General features: G+C 68.8%; 25 protein-coding genes. 12 read left to right on the top strand and 13 right to left on the bottom strand.

Annotated features, from left to right (window positions below; translation table 11 throughout):
• Positions 1 to 9: 9 nt before the first annotated feature.
• From ACZ6ZD_RS06125 to ACZ6ZD_RS06110, 4 genes are all read right to left on the bottom strand, one after another.
• Positions 10 to 1821 carry a heparinase II/III domain-containing protein gene (locus ACZ6ZD_RS06125; RefSeq protein WP_465668859.1) on the bottom strand — a complete coding sequence of 604 codons (1812 nt, stop codon included), beginning with the start codon at positions 1819 to 1821 and terminating at the stop codon, positions 10 to 12.
• On the bottom strand, positions 1818 to 2720 hold the full coding sequence (locus ACZ6ZD_RS06120) for an SGNH/GDSL hydrolase family protein (RefSeq protein ID WP_465668857.1): 903 nt from the start codon (positions 2718 to 2720) through the stop codon (positions 1818 to 1820). The genes ACZ6ZD_RS06125 and ACZ6ZD_RS06120 overlap by 4 nt, the downstream gene beginning before the upstream one ends.
• 78 nt (positions 2721 to 2798) lie before the next feature.
• Positions 2799 to 4583 carry a heparinase II/III domain-containing protein gene (locus ACZ6ZD_RS06115; protein WP_465668855.1) on the bottom strand — a complete coding sequence of 595 codons (1785 nt, stop codon included), beginning with the start codon at positions 4581 to 4583 and terminating at the stop codon, positions 2799 to 2801.
• Positions 4584 to 4852: 269 nt separating this feature from the next.
• Complete coding sequence (locus ACZ6ZD_RS06110; RefSeq protein WP_465668853.1) at positions 4853 to 5227, bottom strand: VOC family protein; 375 nt, start codon at positions 5225 to 5227, stop codon at positions 4853 to 4855.
• A gap of 208 nt (positions 5228 to 5435) precedes the next feature.
• Here ACZ6ZD_RS06110 and ACZ6ZD_RS06105 point away from each other — a divergent pair, with 208 nt between their 5' ends.
• Together ACZ6ZD_RS06105 and ACZ6ZD_RS06100 are read left to right on the top strand one after the other, a co-directional pair.
• A complete protein-coding gene (locus ACZ6ZD_RS06105; protein WP_465668851.1) occupies positions 5436 to 5846 on the top strand; it encodes a VOC family protein in 411 nt (136 codons plus the stop codon).
• Positions 5847 to 5927: 81 nt separating this feature from the next.
• The gene (locus ACZ6ZD_RS06100; protein WP_465668849.1) at positions 5928 to 6437 is read left to right on the top strand and encodes a DinB family protein; all 510 of its coding nucleotides are present in this window, start codon (positions 5928 to 5930) and stop codon (positions 6435 to 6437) included.
• 30 nt (positions 6438 to 6467) lie between these two features.
• Here the strand turns inward: ACZ6ZD_RS06100 and ACZ6ZD_RS06095 are convergent, their stop codons facing one another.
• Entirely contained in the window at positions 6468 to 7997 is a 1530-nt protein-coding gene (locus ACZ6ZD_RS06095) for an alpha/beta hydrolase (protein WP_465668847.1), read from the bottom strand.
• A gap of 96 nt (positions 7998 to 8093) precedes the next feature.
• On the bottom strand, positions 8094 to 9050 hold the full coding sequence (locus ACZ6ZD_RS06090; RefSeq protein ID WP_465668845.1) for a 2-hydroxyacid dehydrogenase: 957 nt from the start codon (positions 9048 to 9050) through the stop codon (positions 8094 to 8096).
• A 157-nt stretch (positions 9051 to 9207) separates the two neighbouring features.
• Here ACZ6ZD_RS06090 and ACZ6ZD_RS06085 point away from each other — a divergent pair, with 157 nt between their 5' ends.
• From ACZ6ZD_RS06085 to ACZ6ZD_RS06070, 4 genes are read left to right on the top strand one after another with little or no spacing between them, the layout of a single operon-like run.
• A complete protein-coding gene (locus ACZ6ZD_RS06085; RefSeq protein ID WP_465668843.1) occupies positions 9208 to 10218 on the top strand; it encodes a magnesium and cobalt transport protein CorA in 1011 nt (336 codons plus the stop codon).
• Positions 10219 to 10257: 39 nt separating this feature from the next.
• On the top strand, positions 10258 to 10686 hold the full coding sequence (locus ACZ6ZD_RS06080) for a VOC family protein (protein ID WP_465668841.1): 429 nt from the start codon (positions 10258 to 10260) through the stop codon (positions 10684 to 10686).
• Positions 10687 to 10700: 14 nt separating this feature from the next.
• Complete coding sequence (locus tag ACZ6ZD_RS06075) at positions 10701 to 11129, top strand: nuclear transport factor 2 family protein (RefSeq protein WP_465668839.1); 429 nt, start codon at positions 10701 to 10703, stop codon at positions 11127 to 11129.
• Positions 11129 to 11635: an AAA family ATPase gene (locus tag ACZ6ZD_RS06070; protein WP_465668837.1), complete on the top strand. Its 507-nt coding sequence runs from the start codon at positions 11129 to 11131 to the stop codon at positions 11633 to 11635. The genes ACZ6ZD_RS06075 and ACZ6ZD_RS06070 overlap by 1 nt, the downstream gene beginning before the upstream one ends.
• Here the strand turns inward: ACZ6ZD_RS06070 and ACZ6ZD_RS06065 are convergent.
• On the bottom strand, positions 11621 to 12925 hold the full coding sequence (locus ACZ6ZD_RS06065) for a Gfo/Idh/MocA family protein (protein WP_465668835.1): 1305 nt from the start codon (positions 12923 to 12925) through the stop codon (positions 11621 to 11623). The genes ACZ6ZD_RS06070 and ACZ6ZD_RS06065 overlap by 15 nt on opposite strands.
• A gap of 54 nt (positions 12926 to 12979) precedes the next feature.
• Here ACZ6ZD_RS06065 and ACZ6ZD_RS06060 point away from each other — a divergent pair, with 54 nt between their 5' ends.
• The gene (locus tag ACZ6ZD_RS06060) at positions 12980 to 13921 is read left to right on the top strand and encodes a LacI family DNA-binding transcriptional regulator (RefSeq protein ID WP_465668833.1); all 942 of its coding nucleotides are present in this window, start codon (positions 12980 to 12982) and stop codon (positions 13919 to 13921) included.
• Here ACZ6ZD_RS06060 and ACZ6ZD_RS06055 read toward each other — a convergent pair.
• Positions 13918 to 14406, bottom strand: a complete 489-nt coding sequence (locus ACZ6ZD_RS06055; RefSeq protein ID WP_465668831.1) for an Lrp/AsnC family transcriptional regulator — start codon at positions 14404 to 14406, stop codon at positions 13918 to 13920. The two genes, ACZ6ZD_RS06060 and ACZ6ZD_RS06055, sit on opposite strands and share 4 nt — an antisense overlap.
• A gap of 120 nt (positions 14407 to 14526) precedes the next feature.
• Here ACZ6ZD_RS06055 and ACZ6ZD_RS06050 point away from each other — a divergent pair, with 120 nt between their 5' ends.
• Genes ACZ6ZD_RS06050 through ACZ6ZD_RS06040 form a run of 3 tightly spaced genes read left to right on the top strand, consistent with a single transcriptional unit; the run spans position 14527 to position 17871 of the window.
• A complete protein-coding gene (locus ACZ6ZD_RS06050; RefSeq protein ID WP_465668829.1) occupies positions 14527 to 15615 on the top strand; it encodes a thiamine pyrophosphate-dependent enzyme in 1089 nt (362 codons plus the stop codon).
• Positions 15616 to 15619: 4 nt separating this feature from the next.
• A complete protein-coding gene (locus ACZ6ZD_RS06045) occupies positions 15620 to 16606 on the top strand; it encodes an alpha-ketoacid dehydrogenase subunit beta (protein ID WP_465668827.1) in 987 nt (328 codons plus the stop codon).
• Complete coding sequence (locus tag ACZ6ZD_RS06040; protein WP_465668825.1) at positions 16603 to 17871, top strand: dihydrolipoamide acetyltransferase family protein; 1269 nt, start codon at positions 16603 to 16605, stop codon at positions 17869 to 17871. Before ACZ6ZD_RS06045 ends, ACZ6ZD_RS06040 begins: the two co-directional genes overlap by 4 nt.
• A gap of 52 nt (positions 17872 to 17923) precedes the next feature.
• Here ACZ6ZD_RS06040 and ACZ6ZD_RS06035 read toward each other — a convergent pair whose 3' ends face one another.
• Positions 17924 to 18721 (bottom strand): S1 family peptidase, encoded by a 798-nt coding sequence (locus ACZ6ZD_RS06035; protein WP_465668823.1) that lies wholly within the window; start codon positions 18719 to 18721, stop codon positions 17924 to 17926.
• Between the two features lie 137 nt (positions 18722 to 18858).
• The gene (locus ACZ6ZD_RS06030; protein ID WP_465668821.1) at positions 18859 to 19563 is read right to left on the bottom strand and encodes a TetR/AcrR family transcriptional regulator C-terminal domain-containing protein; all 705 of its coding nucleotides are present in this window, start codon (positions 19561 to 19563) and stop codon (positions 18859 to 18861) included.
• 106 nt (positions 19564 to 19669) lie between these two features.
• Here ACZ6ZD_RS06030 and ACZ6ZD_RS06025 point away from each other — a divergent pair, with 106 nt between their 5' ends.
• The gene (locus ACZ6ZD_RS06025) at positions 19670 to 20809 is read left to right on the top strand and encodes a hypothetical protein (RefSeq protein ID WP_465668819.1); all 1140 of its coding nucleotides are present in this window, start codon (positions 19670 to 19672) and stop codon (positions 20807 to 20809) included.
• Here the strand turns inward: ACZ6ZD_RS06025 and ACZ6ZD_RS06020 are convergent.
• Together ACZ6ZD_RS06020 and ACZ6ZD_RS06015 are read right to left on the bottom strand one after the other, a co-directional pair.
• Positions 20796 to 21626, bottom strand: a complete 831-nt coding sequence (locus ACZ6ZD_RS06020; protein ID WP_465672630.1) for an aldo/keto reductase — start codon at positions 21624 to 21626, stop codon at positions 20796 to 20798. The genes ACZ6ZD_RS06025 and ACZ6ZD_RS06020 overlap by 14 nt on opposite strands.
• A 21-nt stretch (positions 21627 to 21647) precedes the next feature.
• Positions 21648 to 22847 (bottom strand): MFS transporter, encoded by a 1200-nt coding sequence (locus ACZ6ZD_RS06015; RefSeq protein ID WP_465668817.1) that lies wholly within the window; start codon positions 22845 to 22847, stop codon positions 21648 to 21650.
• 124 nt (positions 22848 to 22971) lie between these two features.
• Here ACZ6ZD_RS06015 and ACZ6ZD_RS06010 point away from each other — a divergent pair, with 124 nt between their 5' ends.
• Positions 22972 to 23424, top strand: a complete 453-nt coding sequence (locus ACZ6ZD_RS06010) for a MarR family winged helix-turn-helix transcriptional regulator (RefSeq protein WP_465668815.1) — start codon at positions 22972 to 22974, stop codon at positions 23422 to 23424.
• Here the strand turns inward: ACZ6ZD_RS06010 and ACZ6ZD_RS06005 are convergent.
• Entirely contained in the window at positions 23417 to 24274 is an 858-nt protein-coding gene (locus ACZ6ZD_RS06005) for a LysR family transcriptional regulator (RefSeq protein ID WP_465668813.1), read from the bottom strand. The two genes, ACZ6ZD_RS06010 and ACZ6ZD_RS06005, sit on opposite strands and share 8 nt — an antisense overlap.
• Positions 24275 to 24312 lie beyond the last annotated feature (38 nt).

The following is a 24312-nucleotide window of genomic DNA, read 5'->3' as shown; positions in this document are numbered from 1 at the left end:
GCCATTTGGTTAGCGTACGCGGCGGAGTGTGCCGTCTGGGGCGATGGCGATGTGCACGGTTGCGGAACCGATGGTGAGGGTCAGGCTGGTTGCGGACTGCTTGTGTGTGACTGGAGTGCCTGTGCGGGTGGGGACGATGGCGGTCAGGATGGAGGCGCTGCGGCCGGAGCGTTTGAGCTTCAGGACGGGCGCTGCGGTGCTGTGGTCGATCGTTCGGTAGTGCCAGGCGGAGGTGAGTTGGGCAGGCGTTTTCGATGGGCCGAGTTGTAGAAGGAGCGTCTGGCGGTTGTCGCCGGGACGGCGGGCCACTGCCGAGTAGCGGTCCAGTGGGGTGACCTGCTGGTCGGCAGGCAGGTGCCAGAGCGTCTCCCACGTGCGGCTGACCTTGGAAGTGCCGCGGTCGAGGACAACCATCAGGTCCGGGTCCTTGAGCACCAGTACGTCGCGCGTGCGGACGCCGCCGAGCGTGTCAGTCAGCCGGTAGTACTCCGAGTTGTCGCGCACGATCGACCTGACCAGCTTCGTGGCCGGGCCCACCGGTGCGGTCCCCGAAACTGTCATCACGTTGTGTGCAGTCCGCCCGCCGGCCCAGGTGCGCGCGGCGTTCGCGACGTAGCCCGGGTGGCCGCCGTCCACCAGGATGTCCCGCCCCAGCGACGTGTAGGTGACCGACATGTGGTCGTCGTGCCCGTGCAGCCGGCGCTGCGGGCCGAACCGGATGCTGTACGTCGACTCCTGGTCGAACGCGCGCCGCTCACCCCACCCCGTCCGGCCAAACACGTAGCCGGCGGCGAAGATCCCTACGCGCTGCTGAGGCCGGGCTCCGCGCCGTCCGAGCGTTCCGGCGTACTCCAATGGCGTACCGGCGACCGGAGTGGTCCGCACGACCTCGGAGTCCCCGATCTGATGCAGGTAGCCGAGTGAATTGGTCGCCAGCGCCAGCCAGCTCGCCATCTGCTTCCGGCGCGCCCGAATCGCCGGACCGGGGTCGACGCCGCACCTGGTGAGGACGTCGATCGCCCGTCCCCACAGCGAGTAGTTGTACTGCGCGTACGACGTGGCCTGCTCGTTCGTGGAGCCCTGGCCGTCGATTGAGGTCCGAAGCCCAACGGCGAGCCGATCAACCGCTACCTGCTTCAGCTCCGCGCGGCCGAGCGTGCAGCCGACGCCGAACAGCGCCAGGCTCTCGTCAGTGCCGTGGTTCCAGCCGCCACTCCAGTGCAGCTGCAGAAAGCGCGCATGCGTCGCCAAGGCCTTGTCTATCCAGCCGTACGCCGCTGGGAGCCGCGTGGTGCGTCGTCCGGACAGCACGGCCTGCCGCAGGCAGATGAGCACATTCGTCCGATGCATGGTCGACTCCGCCGCGCCAGCGTGGTCCCGCCATGGGAACGGGTTGTCGCGCACCCAGTCCTGAGCGATCGCGTCCACGCGCTGCAGCGCGCGCAAATCCCCGCTACCGGCCGCCCGGATGCCCTGCCCGAGCCAGCGCAGCGAATGCAGCCACATGTACCAGCTGGGGTTTCCGGTCGGGTTGTCCTGCCAGCTGATGTTTCCGCGCCCGTCGCCCACCTGGTACGCCGGTGCGGTTCCCCAGGTGAATCTGTCCCGGTAGAGGTCGCGCACCGGGTTCGGCCGGTCGATCCCGGAGTACGACGGGCAGGTGTACGTCGCTCCCATCGCTTTGGCCGTCGGAGCGGAGTGTGGTTGTGGCGCCTCCGCCCGTGGCACCGGACCGGGCTCGGACTCCGAGACCCGACCTGGAACCAGCAGCGTGCCAATCAGCACCGCACCAGCGACCAGAGCGGGCCCCAGGCGTTTCATTCGCCGCTCTTCAACGCCTGTGAGATCAGCGCGTTCCGAGCGCGTTGGCCGGCGGGCTGGGTGGTGTGGATGCCGTCACGGAGATACTTGGCCACCTGCCCCGGCCGTGCCGCAAGGAACTCGGACCAGCGCACAATGCGCAGATTGGGATGCCGTGCGGCCGCCTGATCCAGAGTCTGGTTGATCGACGCGCTGTTGGCCCGGTCAGCGCTCCGCACTCGCTCCGGAACTCCGAACCGGTTCGCGTGCACGTTCACCCAGTAGACCGTCCGCTCCGGCCCAGCGAGCTCCATCGCCTGCTCGACTTCGGCCGCGAACGCCGCCGGGTCGAAGATGTCATTGCTGCCGACCGCCATCACGATCCGCCGGGACAGCCCGTACTTGCGCGACCAGTCCGCAAGCGCATCGACCGCGGCTGACGTCGGCTGACCGGACCAGTCGTGGACGGCGACCGGGGCGCCGGTCTGAGCAGTCACCAGCTTCTCGAGCGCCGGACCGTCCTGCACGGAGATGCTGTCACCGAATAGGAACACGCCGTCACCACGCACCGCGGCCCGGATCTTCGCCGGACTGGAGATGCGGTGGCTCAGGTTCTCCCACGGTCCCAGCCGCCCGGAGTCCGACCGTCCAGGCTGGGTGGGCCGTGCGGTCGCCGAGGGCAACGCCTGGCCCGGAGTCGGCTGTGGCTTCGGCGTACTGTCGTCAGCCGGCGCCGCCGTCGGCGCACCGCCCGCCGCGCTCGCAATCGGCCGTTCCTCCCGCACAGAGCCGACCACTGCGACCGTCGTACCGCCCAGAAGCGCCAGCGCGGTCAGCGACCCGCTCAGCAGCATCCAGCGCCCGGTGATGAGCCTCCACGGACCGACGAACAGCTCGCGGCCCGCCTCCCGACGACTCAAGTCACCCCTCCACCGCTCCGCCTGAACCCTCCCAACTTACCGTGCCGGAGGCTTCCGCAGCTAAGACAGCCGCTGCGGCTATCGGCGGTGGAGGGTTCCGCCGCCGGTGATGCCGAAGGAGGCCTTGACGCCGTCCACGGTGAGGTCGACGACGTAGGTGGTGCCGACGGAGCGGACTTTGTAGGTGACGGCGCCGTTGGCGCGGGTGGGGATGACCAGGGAGAGGATGGCGACGGACTTGCCGGCGCGGCTGAAGATGACGGTCGAGGCTGCTTTGCGGGTGGTGATGTGGGGGAGGTGCCAGCCCTGGATGGGGTTGTTCTGGCCGGTTTTGACCTGGGTGGCGCCGGCGGGGAGTGCGCCCCGGTAGGGGAGCTGGATGAGGACCGTGCGGTTGTTGTCGCCGGACTTGGTGGCTACGGCGCCGCCGCGGCCGGAGGCGGTGGCGCGCTGGTCGGCCGGGAGGTGCCAGAGGGTCTGAAACTGCTGGGAGGTCTTGGCGGTGGCGCGGTCGAGCGTGACGAGGACGTCGGGCTTGCGCAGGACCAGGACGGAACGGACTCGGGTCACACCGGCAGCCGGGGCGTCGCTCAGCTCGTAGAAGTCCGCGGTCGGCTTCACGGCGGAGCGGGTCAGCTTGGTGACGGGGTTCGTGTCGGCCAGCTTCGGGGTGACCATCGCGTTGTGCGCGGCGGGGCCGGTGAGCCAGGCGCGCCAGGTCTTGTTCGCGTAGCCGGCGTACCCGGGGTCGATCAGGATGTCGCGGCCGCGGGCCTGGTAGGTGAGCGACGTGTGGTCGCTGTGGCCGTGCAGCGCGCGCTTCGGGCCGAACCGCAGGCTGTACGCCGACTCACTCGCGAACGGCGTCTGGGCCGAACCCCAGCCCGAGCGGCCGAACACGTACCCGGCCGAGTAGATCTTGACCCGGTCGGCGGGCGCCTTGCCGACCTTGCCCTGGGTGGCGGCGTGCTCGAACGCCGAGCCGGCGACCTTGTTGGTCTTCACGTACTCGGTGTCGCCGATCTGGTGCAGCATGCCCAGCGGGGTGGTGGCGTGGGCGATGAAGGTGCCGAGCAGCGCGCGGCGGGCCTTGATGGTCGTGCCCGGGTTGACGCCGCAGTTCTGCAACGCGGCCTCGGCGCGGCCCCAGAGGGTGTAGTTGAACTGCGCGTAACCCGTCGCCTGCTCGTTGGTCGCGCCCTGGGCGTCGATCGCCGTGGTGATCCCCTTGGCGAGCCGGTCCTGAGCGGTCTTCTTGTAGTCGCTGCGGTTCAGCGTGCACCCGACGCCGAACAGAGCGATGCTCTCGTCGGTGCCGTGGTTCCCCGGGCCGCCCCAGTTGGCGACCATGAACTTGGCGTGGTTGATCAGCGCGGCGTCCAGCCAGGCGTAGCTGCTCGGCAGCTTGGTGACCTTGAGGCTCTTCAGCACGGCCTGCCGCAGGCAGAGCAGGACGTTCGTCCGGTGCATGGTGGCCTCGTGCGCGCCGGCGTTCGCCTTCCAGGAGTACGGGTTGTCCTTGACCCAGTCCCGGGTGATGGCGGTGACGTGCGCGAGCGCCGCCTTGTCGCCGTTGCTGCCGGCGGTGATGCCCTGGCCGATCCAGCGCAGGGAGTGCAGCCACATGTACCAGCTCGGGTTCTTGTACGGGTTGGCCTTCCAGTTGATGTTGCCCTTCCCGTTGCCGACCTTGGTCGGCTTGAACTTGCTCCAGATGAAGGTGTCGTTCATGACCGACTTCAGCGGAACCGCGTCGTCGATCGTGCTGTAGCCGGGGCACGGGTAGGTGCCCGTGGCAACGGCCGTCGACGGACCGGTGGTGGCGGCGTTCGCGGCCGGGGCCAGCAGGGCCGTCCCGCTCACGCTCGCTGTGATCAGCGCAAGTGAAAGTACCCGTGTGAACACCAGAATCCCCCAGCTCCTGCTGCCGTTGGCAGCGCCGTTAGCCCTTGACACTTCCGACGATGCGGGTGGCATCAGAGAAGTTGCGCGGCGCGGTGAAAATCTCCGAAAGTATGATCTCGATCACGGAACGTGTCCGTGATCGAGGCCATCTTTGCGCGCCACTGGGGCACTAAAGGCATTTCGGGGGCCAAAAGGTTGCTTGGGTCAACGAAGCGGAGTGTTGGCTATCAGGTGGACCGCTCGGCCTCGCTGCGCTCGACGCAGAACTCGTTCCCCTCGGGGTCGAGCATGGTGACCCAGCCGCGGCCGTCGGGTTTGCGGTGGTCGTCGTGAACGGTCGCGCCGAGGCTCTGCAGTCGCTCGACCTCCTCGTCGCGGGTGCGCTCGGTCGGCACCCAGTCGGCGTGGACGCGGTTCTTCACCGACTTCTTCTCCGGCACGCGGATGAACAGCAGGCCCGGCACCGGCGCGGGCGCCTCCACCAGGACCTCGTCGTCACCGGGCTCGTCGCCGTCGCCGAGCGGCCAGCCGGTCACCGTGCTCCAGAACTGCCCGAGCTCGTACGGATTTTCGGCATCGATCGTGATGTGTCGCAGGATCATGTTCAGACCTTAATCAGGGCCCGGCCCATCGGACGGGCGGGCGAACGGGCGAACGAAGAGGCAAACGAAGAGACGGCCGGACGGGCGAACGGACGGCGTCCGGGCGATGACCGTGCGGGATCGGCGGGGCCGGAGTCTCGCCAGGTGTCCGGAGCCGGGACTAGGGTGCGGCCACAGGGTGGTTCTCGCAGGGGGAAAGGAAGATCTGATGGCATCTCGGCTGAATCCTTACATCCAGTTCGACGGGAGCGCGCGGGCGGCGCTGGAGTTCTACCGCGAGGTTTTCGGCGGGGAGCTGCAGGTGAGCACGTTCGGGGAGTTCGGGGCGGGGCACGGCCCGGACGACGAGAACCTGCTCATGCACGGGCAGCTCGAGACTCCGAGCGGGTTCACGCTGATGGCGGCGGACACCCCGGAGGGCATGCCGTACAACCCCGGCGACAACGTCGCCGTCAGCTTGAGCGGTGACGACGCCGAGGACCTGCGCGCCTGGTTCGCCAAGCTGTCCGAGGGCGGCAAGGTGACCGTCCCCTTGGAGAAGCAGATGTGGGGTGACGAGTTCGGCATGGTGACGGACAAGTTCGGCATCGGCTGGTTGGCGAATATCGCCGGCTCCTGACGGCCCCGGATCGGCAGCGGCCCGGCGGAGTGCGGGAAATCCGGTGTCGCCGGGCGCTGCCGGCTGGCTAGCTTGAGTTGTATGAGTGCCAATGACGTGCTGCGTGATCCGATCCGGCACAACAACTGGGCGACCGGGCAGCTGGTCCGCTTCTGCCGGCAGCAGGCGCTGACGGCCGATCAGCTCGAAGTCACCGGCGTCGGAACTTACGGCGGGATCCTCTCCACGCTGGACCACATCGTCCGGTGCGACGGCAGCTACCTGCGCCGGATCGCGGACCGGCCGCTCGACTTCGTGGACAGCGGCGAGCGCGCGGATCTCGAGCTGATCGGGCGGTGGAACGACGAGGCCGGGGCGCTGTGGGAGACCTTTCTCGACGGGCCGATCGAGGTCGAGCGGGTGATCATCGTTGACGACAACACCCGCGGCACCCGGGTCGGCATCTTCATCGCGCAGGCGATCAACCATGCCAACCACCACCGGGAGCAGGTCTGCGCGATCCTGACCGGGCTCGGGATCGAGCCGCCGGATATCCAGGCGTGGGAGTACGCCTGGGAGACCGAGCGGATCTGGGATCTCCCGACGACCTGATACGTCGCCTGGCATGGCTGTCACCTCCGATCAGCGACCTGGACAGGTCTGGGTGGTTGGGGTTTCGTCGGTGAGCAGGTAGCTGTTGACGGCCTTGTCGACGCAGACGTTGATCCGGCCGTAGGCGCCGTGCCCCTCGCCCTGCCAGGTGAGGAGCTTGGCCGAGCGGAGCATGGTCGTGAGCTCCTGCGCCCACTCGTAGCGGCCGAGTGGATCACCGGTGTTGCCGACGACAACGATCGGCGCGGCGCCTTCGCCGTCGATCGGGCGCTCCCGGCCGACGCCGGGCTCCGGCCAGCCGACGCACTCGAGCAGGCGGAGCGCGGTGACCGGACCGAACAGCGGCGAGACCTGCGCGAACTTGGGCAGCGCCGCGCGGACCTTCTCGACGGTGATCGCACCGGGATGGTCGAGACAGTTCGCCGCGGAGTTGATCGTCGGCAGATTCGAGCGAGAGCCATCCGGGCGGCGTCCGATCGCGGTCGCGAACAGGAGCAACTCGTCACCCGAACCCCGGTACGCCGCCGCCAGCGACTGCGCGAGCTGCGGCCAGAGCGGCGGATCCGCGATCCCGGTGCTGATCCCGGAGACGACGCCGACACGGGTCAGTGGCTGCTGGGCTTGCTTGGTCGGCAGTGGTTTCGCGTCGAGTTTGGTCAGGAAGGACGCGAGTTTCACCTTGGCATCGGGGAGATCCCGGCCGAGCGCGCACGGTGGCTTGGTCAGACAGCTGGCCACCAGCTGCCGAAAGCCGAGCTCGGCGCCGGCGGCCTGGTCGAGCAAGGTCTGCTCGTACGTCCGGGCCGGTGTTCCGGGACCGTCCAGCACCATTCGCCCGACGCGATCGGGGAAGAGCTCGGCGTACGCCGCTCCGAGCTGGCCGCCGTACGAGACGCCGACGTAGTGGAGTTTGTCGTCGCCGACCGCGGCCCGGACCTGGTCGAGATCCCGCGCCGAGTCGAACAGGCCGAGGTGTTTCAGCAGCTCGCCACCCGACTCGGCGCACTGCCGGCCGAACTGCTGGGCCGCGGCTCCGAGCGCGGCCCACTGCGCGTCGGTTGTCGGGACGCCGGGCGGTAACGCGTCGGCGCTGTCGCCTGAACTCCCGCAGGTCAGCGGGGCCGACGATCCCGCGCCGCGCGGATCCCAGCTGACGAGGTCGTAGCGGTCCAGCAGATCGCGATACCGGCTCGTCATCCCGGCGACGGTATCCAGACCGGACGCCCCCGGGCCGCCCGGGTTGTAGACGACGGACCCGAGCCGTCGGCCTTCGTCTGCTGAGCGGACCCGGGTGATCGCGAGCTGGATCGTCGGGCCCTCGGCCCGGCCGTAGTCGACCGGCACCGTGATGGTCGCGCACTCGCGCGCCCGCACCGCGGCCGCCCGCCGTTCGTCGAGCCCGGCGACAACCTCACTCGGGACCTCGACCCCACAAGCTTTCCAGGCCGGAGCGGCGCCGGCTGTCGAGCCCGCCGCCGAAGAGCTGGTCGACGACTTGGGTGTCGATCGGTCGGAGCTCCCGCAGCTGACCAGGAGGCCCGCCGTGAGAAGTGTGGTCATCGCAATCGCCAGTGGTCTGCTCATCGTCCCCGTTTTTCATACGATCGTGTTTTTATAACCTCAATGTACATCACCTCCGTGGCATCCGCGCGGAGGCTAGCGGCCGACGGACTCCGGCACCGGGGTCAGCGGTGCTCCGTAGCTCAGCCAGTTGACGACGTTCTCCACGACGAGATTGCCCATCGCGGTGCGGGTCGCGACCGTGGCCGAGCCGACATGCGGCAGCAGGACGGCGTTCGGCAGGGTGAGGAGATCGGGGTGGACCTCGGGCTCGTGTTCGAAGACGTCGAGCCCGGCGGCCTGGATCGCGCCGGAGCGCAGCGCGTCGACCAGGGCCTGCTCGTCGACGACCGAGCCGCGGGCCACGTTGATGACGATGCCCTCCGGCCCCAGGGCCGCCAGCACCTCGGCGTTCACCAGGTGCCGGGTGGAGTCACCGCCGGGGATCACGATCATCAGCGTGTCGACGGCCCGGGCCAGCTCGACCAGGGATTCGTAGTACGGGTAGTCGACGTCCTTCGGGTGTCGGTTGTGGTAGGCAACGGAGACGCCGAACGGCTGCACCCGGTCGGCGATCGCCTGGCCGATCCGGCCGAGGCCGAGGATGCCGAGCCGGCGTCCGTTCATCGTTGCCTTGGTCAACGGATAGGCGCCCTCCTGCTGCCATTTCCCGGCGCGGAGGTAGCGCTCGGCCTGGGACAGCTCGCGGACGGTCATCAGCAGTAGGCCGAGGGCCGTGTCGGCGACCTCGTCGTCCAGGACGCCGGGGGTGTTGGTCACCACGACACCGCGCTCGGCGGCGGCGACCGCATCGATGTGGTCGTAACCGACGCCGAAACTCGCCACGAGTTTGACCGCGGGCAGCTGATCCAGCCACGGGCCGTCGATCGGGGTGCCGCCGGTGGCGACGGCAACGATCTCGTCGCGGCGCGCGGCCAGGACGGCGTCCGGATCGCTCTCCTCCCAGAGTTTGATCAGCTCACAGTGACCGCTCAGCCCCGCGGCGACGGCGGCGTGCATCGGCTTCGGCATCAGCACCACTGGTTGTCCCATGCGCACATTCTTGTCGACGGGTTCGACCCGGACCAGGAACCCGTCCGGCACTTTTCCGGAACCTGGCCGGAACTCGACCGGAACCCGCGCGAAGTTCATCTGTCCGCCCCTGTCTCGGTCGCACTGCGTGGACGACGATCGGAGCAGGGAGGCAACGATGATCATCGACTGCGCGTACTACCAGGACGGGCGCCGCCAGCACGTCGGGACGATGTCGGTCCAGGACGCGGCCGCGCACTGTTCGAAGAGCGGCTTCGTCTGGCTCGGCATGTTCGATCCGACGGCCGAGGAGCTCCGGCAGGTCAGTGCGAGTTTCGGGCTGCACGAGTTGGCGGTCGAGGACGCCCAGACGTTCCACCTGCGGCCCAAGGTCGAGCCGTACGAGGGGGACATCCGGCTCGTGATTCTGCGCACGGCCCGGTACGACGAGCAACGTGAGGAGGTCGAGTTCGGCGAGGTGAGCGTGTTCGTCGGGCCGGCGTTCGTGATCACCGTCCGGCAAGGGGTGGCGAGTGATCTGCACGGGGCGCGGATCCGGCTGGAACAGCGACCGGAGCTGCTCGAGGCCGGTACGAACTCGGTGCTGTGGGCGATTCTCGACCAGGTCGTCGACGGGTACGGCCCGGTGGTGGCGGAGCTGGAGCGGGACATCGAAGAGGTGGAGCGGACGGTCTTCGCCGGTGCGGTCGCGCCGACGGAGCGCATCTACTTTCTGCGGCGGGAGGTGACGGACTTCTACCGGGCCGTGCACCCGCTGCTCGCTGTGCTGGCGACGATCGAGCGCGGTGCGCGGAACACTGAGCTGCTGCCGTACTTCCGCGACGTCCACGACCACCTGGTGCTGGTGAACGAGGAGGTCGCCGCTCAGCGCGATCTGTTGGCGACGGTTCTCGAGGCGAACATGGCGGTCATCTCTGTCGAGCAGACGAAGGTGAGTGTCCGGCAGAACGCGACGATCGAGCAGCTGACGATTCTGGCGACTGTTTTCCTCCCGTTGACCTTTGTCACTGGCTTCTTCGGCCAGAACTTCGGGTGGCTGGTCGACCACATCGGTGCGGAGTGGGACTTTCTCGTGCTCGGTATCGGTGGTCTGCTCGTGCCCTGCGTTGCGCTGTTCATCTGGTTCCGCAGGCAGCGGGCTGCCCGTCGTCCGAGTGCGCTCGGGTAGCGGACGGCAGGTGTCCGCTACTGGGGCGATGCTGGAGGTATGAGTCAGAGCAGCGGTGTGACCGCGACATTCCATGCCTACTTCGGTTACCGCGATGCAGTTGGTGCGCTGCGCTGGCTGGAGAAGGCTTTCGGGTTCGAGACGACGATGGAGGTGCCGGACGGCAACGGCGGGATCTCGCATGCCGAGGTGCGGTACGGCGGGGTTGCGTTCACGCTCTTCACCGACGAAGTGGGTTACGAGCGGCCGGCGCGGAAGGGCGACACCGTCGGGCACGGTGCCTACGTCGCACTGGACGAACGGGCCGAAGTGGATGCGATCTACCGGACTGCGACCGCTGCGGGCGCGGAGTCGGTCTGGAAGCCTGAAGAGAGTGAATGGGGCAACTACCGGTGTCGGGTCGCTGACGTCGAGGGGTACGAGTGGACCTTCGGCACGCACCGCCCCGGCCAGCCGACCGACTGGTAGTACAGTCCGAACCCGTGGACGCGGACTCGTACCGGGAGATTCAGAATCTGATCGCTCGGTACGCCGAGCTCGTGGACGACGGTGACTTCGCAGGCGTCGGTGAGCTGTTCGCCGCGGCGACGTACCGCGGTGCCGGCGAGCCGTTGGTGGGGCGGTCCGCGATCGAGCAGTGGTTTCGCGAGCATCTGATCGTCTACGGCGACGGCACACCCCGGACCCACCACGCCACCACCAACATCGCCATCGACTTGGACGGCGACGTCGCCGCGGCCCGTTCGTACGTGACCGTCGTCCAAGCACTACCCGAGGCAGCCCCACAGCTGATCGCCACCGGCCGCTACCTGGACACCTTCGAACGCCACAACCACAGCTGGCGCTTCGTCGAGCGCATCGTACGAATCCGCCTCACCGGCGACCTGACCAACCACCTCCGCGGCTTGTGATGGAGCCGCGTTTGATTGTGGTGCGTGGGAACTCTGGCGCCGGGAAGAGTTCGGTGGTTGAGGGGGTGCGGGCGGCGTACGGGCGTGGGGTGGCTGTCATTGAGCAGGACTATGTGCGGCGCAGTGTGTTTCAGGAGCTGGCTGAGCCCGACGGGGCGAATATCGAGCTGATCGGCGTGATGGCTCGGTTCGCGTTGCGACGCGGGTTCCACGTGGTTGTGGAGGGGATTCTGCTGGCGGTGCGATACGGCGGGATGTTGGGTGAGCTGGCTGCGGAGTGCGAAGAGGCGGCGTACTTCTACTACCTGGATGTGCCGTTCGAGGAGACGGTGCGGCGGCACGCGACTCGGGAGAAGGCTGCTGCGTTTGGCGTCGCGGAGATGGCGGAGTGGTACCGGGAGCGGGACCTGCTGGGGCAGCCGGTGGAGCGAGTGATCGGGGCGGAGAGCTCGTTGGAGGCGACCGTCCAGCTGATCCTGCGGGACAGCGGGCTAGCCGAGGTTTAGGGCTGTTACTTGGGTGGGGTGGCCGGATTGGAGGGAGTTGTTGGCGGCTATGCCTAGGGCTACGGCGTTGATGCCGTCGCGGAGGGTGGCGGCGCGGGCTAGGGGGTCTTGGGTGGGGCCTTGGAAGAGGTCTTTGTAGAGGAGGGCGTCGCCGCCGCCGTGGCCGCCGGTGGTTTGGGGGATTGGTACTTCTACGGCTGCGGACCAGTGCTTCTGGAGGACCAGGCGTTCGCCGTCGGAGCGGATGGCGCCGGTGATGACGTTGCCGGCCGGGTAGCTGGGGTCGATGTGGGCGTCGAGGACCGCGGCGCGTTCGACGACGTCCAGTTCGGCGCGGCCTTCGGTGCCGTTGACGGCTACGCGGTAGCCCTCCCAGGGGGAGTGGGCGTTGAGGGAGTAGCTGAGGCGGACGCCGTTGGCGTAGTCGGCCAGGACGGCGAGGTTGTCCTCGATGGTGATGCCGGGGCCGAAGACGTCCTGGTCGCGGCGGTAGCCGTCGTACTGCTCGCTGTCGAGGTAGAGGCGGCGGTTGGCGTCGTTGTCGCGGAGGTCCAGCAGCCAGGGGTCGTCGGCGGAGTTGTCGATGGTGCCGCGCTCGGGGCGTGGGCCGAGGCCGCGGGCGGCTGCGTTGTCGGCACCGTAGAACGACAGGCCGCCGGAGGCGAAGACGCGGGTCGGCTCGGAGGCGATCCACCAGTTGACCAGATCGAAGTGGTGGGACGCCTTGTGGACCAGGAGGCCGCCGGAGTTCTGCTTCTCGCGGTGCCAGCGGCGGAAGTAGTCGGCGCCGTGGCGGGTGTCGAGCACCCACTGGAAGTCGACGCTGGTGACGGTGCCGATGGCGCCGTCCGCGATGAGTTGGCGCAGCGCGCTGTTGCGGGGTGAGTAGCGGTAGTTGAAGGTCACGACGACGGACTTGCCGGACTCCGCCATCGCGGCGGCGATCGTTCGTGTGCCCTCGGCGTCGATCGTCAGCGGCTTCTCGACGATGACGTCGGCGCCGGCGCGGAGCAGGCGGGAGACGACGGCGGCATGCGTGTAGTCGGGGCTGGTGACGATGACGCGGTCGACGGACTGCTCCTGCACCATCCGCTCGAGGTCGTCGGCGCCGTACTGCGGGAGCGGGCCGCCGCCCAGCTCGGCGATGTACTGCTGGTGGAAGGCGAGGCGGCCGGGGTTCGGGTCGAGGAGGGCGACGAGCTCGGCGTCCGCGGGGTGGTCCTGGAAGATCGCGCGGACGTAGTCACGGGCGCGGGAGCCGGTCCCGGCGACGGCATATCTGCGGGTCACGGGCGGACCTTTCTACTCGTGTAGATCTACTCGTGTAGACTGTATCATCGGGGTATGTCGACGGTCACTCGGAATCAGGTCGCGGAGTACGCCGGGGTCAGTACGGCGGTGGTCAGTTACGTCGTGAACGGCGGGCCGCGGCCGGTGTCGCCGGCGGCGCGGGAGCGGGTGCTCGAGGCGATCCGGGTGCTGGGTTATCGGCCGAACGCGACGGCGCGGGCGCTGAAGGTCGGATCGACGCGGACCTTCGGGTTGATCACGCCTGACGGCGGGAATCCGTTGTTCGCGGAGCTGGCGAAGGCGATCGACCGGGCGGCGGCCGAGCGTGGGTACGTCGTACTCCAGACGAGCACGGACGGCGATCCGGCGACCGAGCGTGCCAAGGTGGCTGAGCTGCTTGCGCGGCAGGTGAGTGGGTTGGTGCTGGTGACACCCTCGGAGGCACCGGAGCTCGGGGGAGCCGATGTGCCGGTCGTCGCCGTCAATCGCCTTCTCCCGGGGGTGAGTTCAGTACGCCCGCAGTACCGCGAGGGCGCCCGGGCGGCAGTCGAACACCTCCTCTGGCACGGCCACAAGAACATCGCACTGGTAGTAGGCGTGGGCGGGGCGGAGCGGGAGAGGGGGTGGCGGGATGCGTTGGGGGAGGCGGGGGTTCGGGGGCGGGTGGTTGAGCGGGTGGGGTTTGGGCGGGAGGGCGGGTATGAGGCGGGGAAGAGGTTGGTTGAGCGACGGCGGGGGGTGACTGCGGTGTTTGCTTCGTCGGATTTGCAGGGGGTGGGGTTGTTGCGGGCGTTTCATGAGGCGGGGGTGGAGATTGCGGTGGTGGCGTTCGACGGGACGCCGGAGGCGGAGTACTGCTGGCCGCCGTTGACTGTGGTGCGGCAGCCGGTGGAGGTGATGGCTGCGGAGGTGGTGCGGCAGTTGGACGAGGGGACTGTGCCGCATTCGATCGCGTATCCGGCGGAGCTGATCGTGCGACGGTCCTGTGGGTGTTAGAGGGTGCCCAGGTCCTCGAAGATGAGGGCGGTGCGGGTGGCGAGGACTTCGGGGATGGCCTGGAGCTTTTCGAGGACGACGCGGCGGAGGCCCTCGTTGTCGGCGGCGCGGACGAGCAGGATCGCGTCGAAGTCGCCGCCGACCAGTGCGATGTGTTTGACCTCGGGGATCGCCTGGAGCTGTTCGCGGAGCGTCCGCCAGGAGCTCTGGCGGAGACTCAGCGTGACGTACGCCGAGGTCGCGAGACCGAGTTTGAGTGGGTCGACCGTGACCGTGAAGCCGGTGATGACACCGGTCGTGGTGAGGCGCTCGACGCGGGCGTAGGCGTTCGCGCGGGAGATGTGCACCAGGTCGGCCAGGGCCCGGATCGAGAGCCGTCCGTCCCGGCCGAGCGCCTCGACGATCTGCCGGTCCGTCTCGTCCAGCGCCGGAGCCACGACCATCCGTCCAGGACCGGCCTGATGTGGGATCTCGTCGTCAGACATACAGAACTCCAAAGGCCATAGAACTGAACCAAACGTCCAGCAATTCTCCCAGCTATGGATCCGAATGGCCAGAACGACGACGATATGGACACCGTCCGTCTCCCCCGCGCTGGAGGGTCCATGACCACCGTCGAGGAGCGTTTGCTCCCCTCCGCCGAACCTGTCCGGTTGATCGACCAGGACGGCGTTCCGCACGAACACCCGTCGTACGAGCTGCCTGCCGCGCAGGCCCTGACCGACGGTTACGTCGAGTTGGTCAAGGGTCGCCGGATCAACGATCAGGCCAGTGCGCTGGTCCGGCAGGGCCGGCTGGCCGTCTACCCGTCGTCGCACGGTCAGGAGGCCTGTCAGGTCGCCGCCACGATGGTGCTGCGCGATGGGGACTGGCTGTTCCCGACGTACCGCGACACGGTGTCGATCGTGAGCCGCGGCGTCGACCCGATCGAGACGCTGACGCTGCTGCGCGGCGACTGGCACTCCGGCTACGACCCGTACGCGCGTAACGTCGCGCCGCAGGCCACGCCGCTCGCGACCCAGCTGGCGCACGCCGTAGGCGTCGCGCACGCCGCGCGGCTCAAGGGTGAGGACACCGTCGTCATGGCGCTCTGCGGTGACGGCGCCACCAGCGAGGGTGACTTCCACGAGGCGCTGAACTTCGCGGCCGTCTTCCACGCACCGGTCGTGTTCTTCGTGCAGAACAACGAGTACGCGATCTCGGTCCCGCTGTCCAAGCAGACTGTCGCGCCATCCCTTGCACACAAGGGCATTGGGTACGGCGTCCCCGGTGAACGTGCCGACGGCAACGACCTCGCCGGGCTGCTCGCCATTCTCGGGCAGGCCGTCGAGAGAGCACGTGCGGGTGAGGGTCCGCAGCTGGTCGAGGCGCACACGTACCGCGTCCAGGCGCACACGAACGCTGATGACGCGACGCGCTACCGCGAGGACGACGAGGTCACGCCGTGGCTGCAGCGCGACCCGATCAAGCGCCTGGAGACCTATCTGACCCATAACGGCCTGCTGACCGACGAGCTGAAGCAGCGCGCCGAGCAGGTCTCGACGGAGGTCGCCCAGCAGTTGCGCGACGGCCTGATGCCGGAGCCGAGTGTGAACCCCGAAGACCTGTTCGCCTACCTGTACGCCGAACAGACGCCGCAGCTGGCCGAGCAGGCGGCGTTCCTGCGCGACGAGCTGTCGCGAGAGGAGGCCTGAAGCCATGACCCACGTGAAGATCTCGATGGCGCAGGCGCTCAACCAGGCGCTCCGCGACGCGATGCACGCCGACCCGACGGTGCTGATGTTCGGTGAGGACGTCGGCCCGCTCGGCGGCGTCTTCCGGATCACCGACGGGCTGACGGCGGAGTTCGGCGAGGATCGTTGCTTCGACACCCCGTTGGCCGAGTCGGGCATCGTCGGGATGGCCGTCGGGCTGGCGATGAACGGGATGCGGCCGGTCGTCGAGATGCAGTTCGACGCGTTCGGGTACCCGGCGTTCGAGCAGATCGTGTCGCATGTCGCCAAGATGCGGAACCGCACCCGCGGTCGCGTCCAGCTGCCGATGGTGATCCGGATGCCGTACGCCGGTGGCATCGGCGGGGTCGAGCACCACTGCGACTCGTCGGAGAGCTACTACGCGCACACGCCCGGGCTGACGGTCGTTGCCCCGAGCACCGTCGCCGACGCGTACACGTTGTTGCGACGGGCAATCGAGTTGCCGGATCCGGTCGTGTTCATGGAGCCGAAGAAGCTCTACTGGGCCAAGGACGAGGTCGACCTCACCGAGGACCAGCCCGGGATCGGCAAGGCCGTCGTACGCCGGGAGGGCGCGGACGCGACCCTGATCGCGTACGGGCCGTCGGTGCCGGTCGCGCTGGAGGCGGCGGAGGTCGCGGCGACCGAGGGGCGGCAGCTGACGGTCGTGGATCTGCGGTCGATCGTGCCGTTCGACGACGAGACGGTGTGTGCGGCGGTCCGGCGTACCGGACGGGCGGTCGTGGTCGCCGAGGCGAGCGGGTTCGCGAGTGTGTCGTCGGAGATCGTCGCGCGGGTCACCGAGCGGTGTTTCCACTCGCTGGCGGCGCCGATCCGGCGGGTGACCGGGTTCGATATCCCTTACCCGCCGCCGAAACTGGAGAAGCACCAGCTGCCGGGGGTCGATCGCATTCTCGATGCCGTCGACAACCTTCAGTGGGAGGACTCGTGAACACGTTCCTGCTGCCGGATCTCGGGGAGGGGCTGACCGAGGGCGAGATCGTGCGCTGGCTGGTCGCCGCGGGGGACGTCGTTGCCATCGACACCCCGGTCGCCGAGGTCGAGACCGCCAAGTCCGTCGTCGAGTTGCCGTCGCCGTACGCCGGTGTGGTCGCCGAGCTGCACGGTGAGGTCGGGACGGTCGTTCCGGTCGGTAAGCCGCTGATCACCATCGCGGCGGAAGCATCGGCCGGTGAGACGTACCGCGAGGAAGAGCGCGCGGGGTCAGGGAATGTGCTCGTCGGCTATGGGACGGCGGACGGCGGGGCAGGTCGCCGGCGGCGCCCGCACGTGCGAGGTGGGGGAAGCACGCAACTGGAGCAGCCACAAAGCGCCGCGCCACGCGAGCAGGCCGCGCGAAGTGCTGAGCCGGTGCAGAGCGCTGGTGTCGTTCGGGTGGTTTCGCCGTTGGTTCGGCGGATGGCGAAGGAGGGTGGGGTTGATCTGCGGGCGGTCCGGGGGAGTGGGCCTGGTGGGTTGATCGTGCGGCGTGATGTCGAGGGGGTGCTGGCTGCTCCGAAGGTGGTTGAGCGGACGGGGCTGCCGGAGTTGCGGCGGGAGCGGATGAGTGGGTTCCGGAAGGTGGTTGCGGCGACGTTGAGCCGGAGCCGGGCCGAGATTCCGGAGGCTACGACGTGGGTGGATGTCGATGCGACCGCGTTGATCGAGTTGCGCAAGGCAACGAAGGACGGGCCGGGGCTGCTGGCCTATATGGGCCGATTCGTCGTTGCGGGGCTGGTGAAGTACCCGGAGCTGAACGGGTTCGTCGACGGGGACGAGCTGGTCCAGTACGACGGGGTCAACCTCGGGCTGGCCGCGCAGACGGAGCGTGGGCTCGTGGTGCCGGCCGTCGCGAACGCGCATCGGCTGACGGCGCGTGAGCTGGACGTCGAGATCCGCGCGCTGACCGAGTCGGCCAGACTCGGGAAACTGACCCCCGAAGAGCTAAACCGCGGCACGTTCACGCTGAACAACTACGGCAGCTTCGGCGTCGACGGCAGCGCGGCGATCATCAACCATCCGCAGGTGGCGATCCTCGGCGTCGGCCGGATCATCGATCGCCCGTGGGTCGTGGACGGCGAGCTGGCGGTCCGCAAGCTGACGCAGCTGTCGCTCGTCTTCGACCACCGGGTCTGCGACGGCGGCACCGCGGCCGGCTTCCTGCGCTTCGTCGCCGACGCCTTCGAGAACCCCGGCTCGGTGCTGGCCGACCTCTGAAACAAAAGGAACGGGTGGCCGATCCCCGTGGACCGGCCACCCGAAACCCGGCCTAGTTGTTGATCTGCTGCGTCAGCGCCGTGTAGTACGTCGCGACCTCGGCGTACACGCCCGGGTTGCCGGCGTCGGCGCAGCCGATACCCCAGGAGACGACGCCGAACAGGCGGCCGTTCAGGACGAGCGGGCCGCCGGAGTCGCCCTGGCAGGAGTCCTTGCCGCCGTTCTTGTAGCCGGCGCAGATCTCCCCGTTGGAGACGTAGCCCTCACCGGCGTAGACCTGGTTGCAGTAGGAGTCGCCGAGGACCGGGACGAGCACCTTCTGGAAGCGGTCCGCCGGGCCGGTGCCCTCGGTGTTGCCCCAGCCGTAGGTGGTGGACTGCGCGCCGACGGCGTCCGCCGCGGTGCTGGACTCGAGTGCCAGCGTCGGCACCCCGGTGAACGGCGTGGCAAGCGTCAGGACGGCGACGTCGTGACCGGGCTGCCGGCCGTACAGCGGGTCCTTCCAGATCTTGGAGATCTTCGAGGTCTTACCGGCCGAGGTCCGCAGGTCGTCGCGGCCCTGGATCGCGGTGTAGGTGCTCATCGGCTGCGTGACGCAGTGCGCCGCGGTGACGATCTTGTTCGCCTTGACCAGCGTCGCGCCGCAGTACTGCCCGCTCGGGACCGGGGACCGGCTGTTGTTCAGCGCGATCGCCCACGGGGTCTGCGCGGTGCTGCCCAGCGTGCCGCCGACGATACTCGGGTTCGGCTTCGGCTTGGCGGCCTGCGCGTGCGCGACCGCTCCGACCGACGCGGTCAGCAGGATCACTGCGGCGAACGCGGCGCGGGCGAGCTTGAGCTTTCCTGTCATGCCTCACACTCCAGGGTGGTCTCAGGGGGCCGCAGGGCGGAGCGGCTCCATAACCGTGAAGAGTCGTACGGCGACGGTCCGTGTGCAAGCGATTGATCGGGCACATCGGTGACGGGTCATCCCTGTGTCACGAGTGATCAGGTGAGTTGACGAGGGCGCAACCCGACCAGAATCACCCGGAGTCCCGAGGAAAATCGCGCCTCCGGCCCGGCGTGGTCGGCCCGGTTCAGGTACGCGGCCAGGCTCTCCGCGCCGACGCCGAGCTGGTCACCGGCCCGGCGCGCCCACTGCCGCTCGGTCAGCCCGCTGCGCCGGACCATCGCCGACCACGCCGAGTCGGTCACGGCCGAGCCGATCAGGTAGTGGAAGACCGCCGACACCGCCGCATCCAGGTGCACGCCCTTGAAGCCGGCGCCCATCAGCAAAGTGACCAACTGGTCGGTCAGCGCCTGGTAGTTCGGACCGAGCCCGGCGTGGGTCGCCAGCAGCTGCGGCGCCCAGGGGTGCTCCCACAAGGCCCGGTACGCCGCTGTCGCCACTTCCGTCAGCTTGTCGCGCCAGTCCCCCGCGGCCGGTTGGACGACCGCCGTCCCGAGGATCTCGTCGACGGCCAGCTCGAGCAGGTCGTTCTTGTTCGCCACTCGCCAGTACAGCGCGGACGTCGCGGCCGTGCCGAGCGCGGCCGCCATTCGTCGCATCGAGAACGCGTCCAGGCCTTCGTCGTCCAGCAGCGTGATCGCCGTGGTCACGATCCGCTCCCGGGTCAGTGGCGCCCGGGTCGCCTCGGCCTCGGTCCGGAGCCAGACCGAGCCCAGCGCCGTCGGTTCATCTGCAGCTCGCACTGAAACAGTGTGTCAGATCGGAGCACACTGTGTTAGCGACCAAAGTCGTAGCCAGGAGGGACGGAGGTACGACGAATCCGCGGTCGCGGGAGCGAACACTCGGTTCATGAACGCATCGGAGATCGACAGAGCCCAGTTCCTGCGGCGAACGGCCGGGCTCGGATTGCTGGCCGGCACCGCAGGACTGACCGCGTTTCCCGGTTCGGCGGCGGCAGCGCCACGACGGCGCCGGCTGTCCCTGAAGGGCGTCGCGTACGACGTCGGCACCGGTTTCCTCGGCGAGGACGGCCGGCTCTGGTGGCGGGACGAGGTGATGCGCGGTGAGATCCGGGCGATCCGGCACCGGCTGCACGCCAACTGGGTGAGCATCTACGGCAGCGACGTCCGCCGCCTCACCGAGACGGCGAAAGCGGCACTCGACGAAGGTCTGACGGTGTCGATCCAGCCGCGCGCGTTCGACGAGCCGCAGGAGGCGCAGCTGGCGAAGCTCCGCGCCGTCGCGATCGAGGCCGAGCGGCTTCGCCGGCGTCACGACCGCGAGGTGATCCTCGTGGTCGGCTGCGAATTCATGCTGTTCACGCCGGGCATCATCCCCGGTGCGAACTTCTTCGAGCGGGTCGAGTACCTGACGGCCGGGGAGTTCGACATGCCCGAGCTGCAGCGCAAGTTCCGCGTCTTCACCGCCCAGATGGTCAAGGTGGCCCGGCGGCACTTCAACGGCCGGATCAGCTACGGCGCCGCGCACGACCTGGAGAACGTCGACTGGTCGCTGTTCGACATCGTCGGGCTGGACTACTACGGCTATCACGAGGACCCGGCCGGTCACACCAAGGAGCTGGCGCCGTTCCGCCGGTGGGGCAAGCCGATCCTGATCCTGGAGTTCGGCTCCTGCACGTTCACCGGGGCGCCGGAGCTCGGCGGGATGGGCTGGGAGATCGTCGACTACAGCGGCGACGTCCCGGTGATCCCGCCGCAGTACGTGCGGGACGAGCAGGCCCAGGCCGACCATCTGGTGAACATGCTCGAGGTGTTCACCGCGGAGGGGATGCTCGGCGCGTCGATGTACACGTTCATCTCACCGGACGCTCCACACCGCCCGCGGGACCGGCCGCACGACGAGGACATCGCGTCGTACAGCCTGGTCAAGGTGCTGCGGAAGGACTCCGACGACCCCGCGTCGCCGTACCGCTGGGAGCCGAAGAAGTCCTTCCATGCCGTCGCGGACTGCTATCTCACGCGGCGTTGAACGTGTCCGGGTCCGGCCCGGTGCGCTCACCACGGTCCAGAGGGGTGATCGTGGCGAGGTCGTCGTCGGACAGCGTGAAGCCGAAGACGTCCAGGTTCTCCTTGATCCGCGCGGGCGTCACCGACTTCGGGATGACGATGTTGCCGAGCTGGAGGTGCCAGCGCAGTACGACCTGCGCCGGCGTCCGGCCGTGCTTCTCGGCCAGCGCCACGACGACGGGGTCGGTCAGCAGCGAGCCGCCCTTGGCCAGCGGGCTCCAGGCCTCTGTCCGGATGCCGAAGTCCGCGCCGTACTTGCGGACGGCGTCCTGCTGCAGGAAGGGGTGCAGCTCGACCTGGTTGACGGCCGGGGTGATCCCGGAGGTCTCGGCCAGCCGGTCCAGGTGCTCGGGCTGGAAGTTGGAGACGCCGATGGCGCGGACGCGGCCGTCGGCGGCCAGCTTCTCCAGGGCTCGCCAGGTGTCGGCGTACAGATCGCGCTCGGGGGTGGGCCAGTGGATCAGGTAGAGATCGAGGTAGTCCAGGCCGAGCAGCGCCAGGCTGGTGTCGTAGGCCCTCAGGGTCGCGTCGTGGCCCTGGTCGGCGTTCCACAGCTTGCTGGTGACGAACAGCTCGGAGCGATCGATGCCCGAGGCATGCAACGCCTTGCCGACACCGGCCTCGTTCCCGTAGATCGACGCGGTGTCGATGCTCCGGTAGCCGGCCTCGAGGGCGGCCGCCACGGCGGGCGTGGTCTCGGCGTCCGGGACCTGGAAGACGCCGTAGCCGAGCTGCGGCATCTCGACGCCGTTGTTGAGTTTCACGGTGGGGATCATCAGAAAGCTCTTCCTTTGCAGAGTTCAGGCAGTGACGAGAACAGGGGTGCGCTTGCGGTCCAGTACCCCGGAGGTGATCGCGACGATCAGGCCGGAGGCGGCCAGCGCGGCGCCGACCCAGTTCGGGGCGGTGTAACCGAGCCCGCGCTCGATGGTCAGGCCGCCGAGGTACGCGCCGGCCGCGTTGCCGAGGTTGAAGGCCGCGATGTTGGCCGCGGAGGCCAGCGCCGGTGCTCCGGACGCCTTGTCCAGTACGCGTTTCTGCAGCGGCGCGACGGTCGCGAATCCGGCGGCGCCGAACAGCGCGATGGTGATTGCCGCCGGCAACTTGGCGTGCGCGGTGAAGGCGAACACGATCAGGACGGCGGCCAGCAGCGTGAGGATCAGGTACAGGCTCGGCATCAGCGAGCGGTCGGCCGCCTTGCCGCCGAGCAGGTTGCCGACGACGAGCCCGCCGCCGAACAGCACCAGCAGCCAGGTGACGGCGCCGGCGGAGAAGCCCGCGACCTCGGTCATCATCGGCGCGATGTAGGTGAAGGACGCGAAGACGCCCGCGAAGCCGAGCGCGGTCATCGCCAGCGCCAGCCAGACCTGCACGTCCTTGAAGACCGCGAGCTCGCCGCGCAGACCCGGGCCCTCGACGGTGTCCTGCCGCGGGACCAGGAAGACGATGCCGAGCAGCCCGATCACGCCGAGCGCGGTGACCGCCCAGAACGTCGACCGCCAGCCGAACTGCTGACCGAGCGCCGTCCCGCCGGGGACGCCGAACACGTTCGCGACCGTCAGACCGGTGAACATCAGCGCGATCGCGCCGGCCTGTTTCGCCTTGGGGACGAGCGAGGCGGCGACCACCGAGCCGACGCCGAAGAACGCGCCGTGCGCCAGCGCCGCGACAATCCGGCCGGTCATCAGGACGCCGTACGTCGGGGCCAGGGCCGAGAGCAGATTGCCGGCGATGAACACGCCCATCAGCGCGACCAGCACGGTCTTGCGGGAGATCTTGGCGCCGAGCGCGGTCAGCAGCGGGGCGCCGACGACCACCCCCAGCGCGTAACCGGAGATCAGCAGACCGGCGGACGGGATGCTGACGCCGAAGTCGGTGGCGACCTCGGGCAGCAGGCCCATGATGACGAACTCGGTGGTTCCGATCCCGAACGCGCCGATGGCGAGTGCGAAAAGGGCGACCCTTCGCTGCGCTCCGGGGCTGGGTTCGATCGCGGGCATGGGTTCGGCGCTCCTTCGAATGTAGTCTTAGACCTGTTACCGGCGTCCGCGATAGTTGCAGACGCGGGCTATTGCACAAGCGCTATGATTGCGCATGCAATCGTGAAGTTCAAGTGGAGGAGCCATGGGACTACCGGATGACGCCGCCGAGGCGCGGGCGCAAGGGTGGCGGACCCTGGCCGCTCTGCATGCCCGGATCGAGGACGAGCTGGAGCGCGCGCTGCAGAAGCAGCACGGGCTGTCCGTGAGTGAGTACGGCGTCCTGGATGTGCTCGCCCGGCAGGACGAGCACCACCTGCGGATGAACCAGCTGTCGAACGCCGTCGTCCTCAGTCAGTCGGCGACGACGCGCCTGGTGAACCGGCTGGAGGACCGCAAACTGCTGGAGCGCTATCTCTGCCCGACCGACCGCCGCGGTATCTACACCGAGGTGACGAAGGCCGGCCGCGATCTGCTCGACGAGGCGCAGCCGACGCACGACGCCGTCCTGACCGCGGCATTGCGCGCGGCGACCGAGGTGCCGGAGCTGGCGCCGCTGGTCGACGCGTTGGACAAGCTGCCGATGCCGGTCAGCTGAGCGATGCGATGAACGCGGCGGCCAGCGGGTCGGGCTCGCCGCGGGTGTACGCCGTCAGCTGACGGCGGACCGGCGGATCGAGGTGCAGGACGTGCCCCTCGAAGCCTGCCGGGAGGATGTTGTCGGGGACGAGCGCCGGGCCCAGGCCCGCTGCCGCGAGAGCTGGCGCGGCGGCGGTCTGTTCGGTGCGGACGGCAACGAACGGCTCGAAACCTGCTTGTGCACAAGCCCGATCGAGGACGGCGGCCAACCCGTGCGTCGGCGCGTAGTGGACCCATGCGCGATCGGCGAGGTCCTGCAGCCGGATGCGGTCGCCGGACGCCGCCGGGTCGTCGGCCGCGACCACGACGACGAACTCCTCGACGCTGATCGGGCGGACGACGCCTGACCAGCCGGCCGGCTCCGGACCGATCGCGAGGTCGGCCTCACCGGCGTTCATCGCCTCGGCCAGCTCATCGGTGTGCCGGTGCTCGTAGAGGCGGATGCCGACGTCCGGGTGGTCCTGGCGCCAGCGGCGCAGCGCTGCTGGGAGGACGCCCAAGGTGATCGAGTACAGGGTGGCGATCTGCAGCTCGCCGACTTCGAGCCCGGCCGCCTGGCGAGCGGCGCAGGCCGCGCGCTGGGCGTCGGCGAGCGCGGCGCGAGCATGCGGGAGCATCGCGCGACCGGTCGAGGTCAGGCGGATGTTGCGCGGCAGCCGCTCCAGCAGCGGGCCGCCGGCCGAGCGTTCGAGCGCCCGGATCTGGTGCGAGAGGGCGGGCTGCGTCACGTGCAGCAGCTCGGCCGCCTTCGTGAACGAGCCCGCGTCGACGACCGTGACCAGGTACTCGAGCTGCCGCAGCGTCGTCATGAGTACAGTTTATGGGACCGCTTATGAGTATGCGTTGG

The organism is Kribbella sp. NPDC104218, assembly GCF_055584105.1.
Note: the sequence above shows the minus strand (reverse complement) of the source record. Positions and strands in the feature narration are given on the sequence as shown.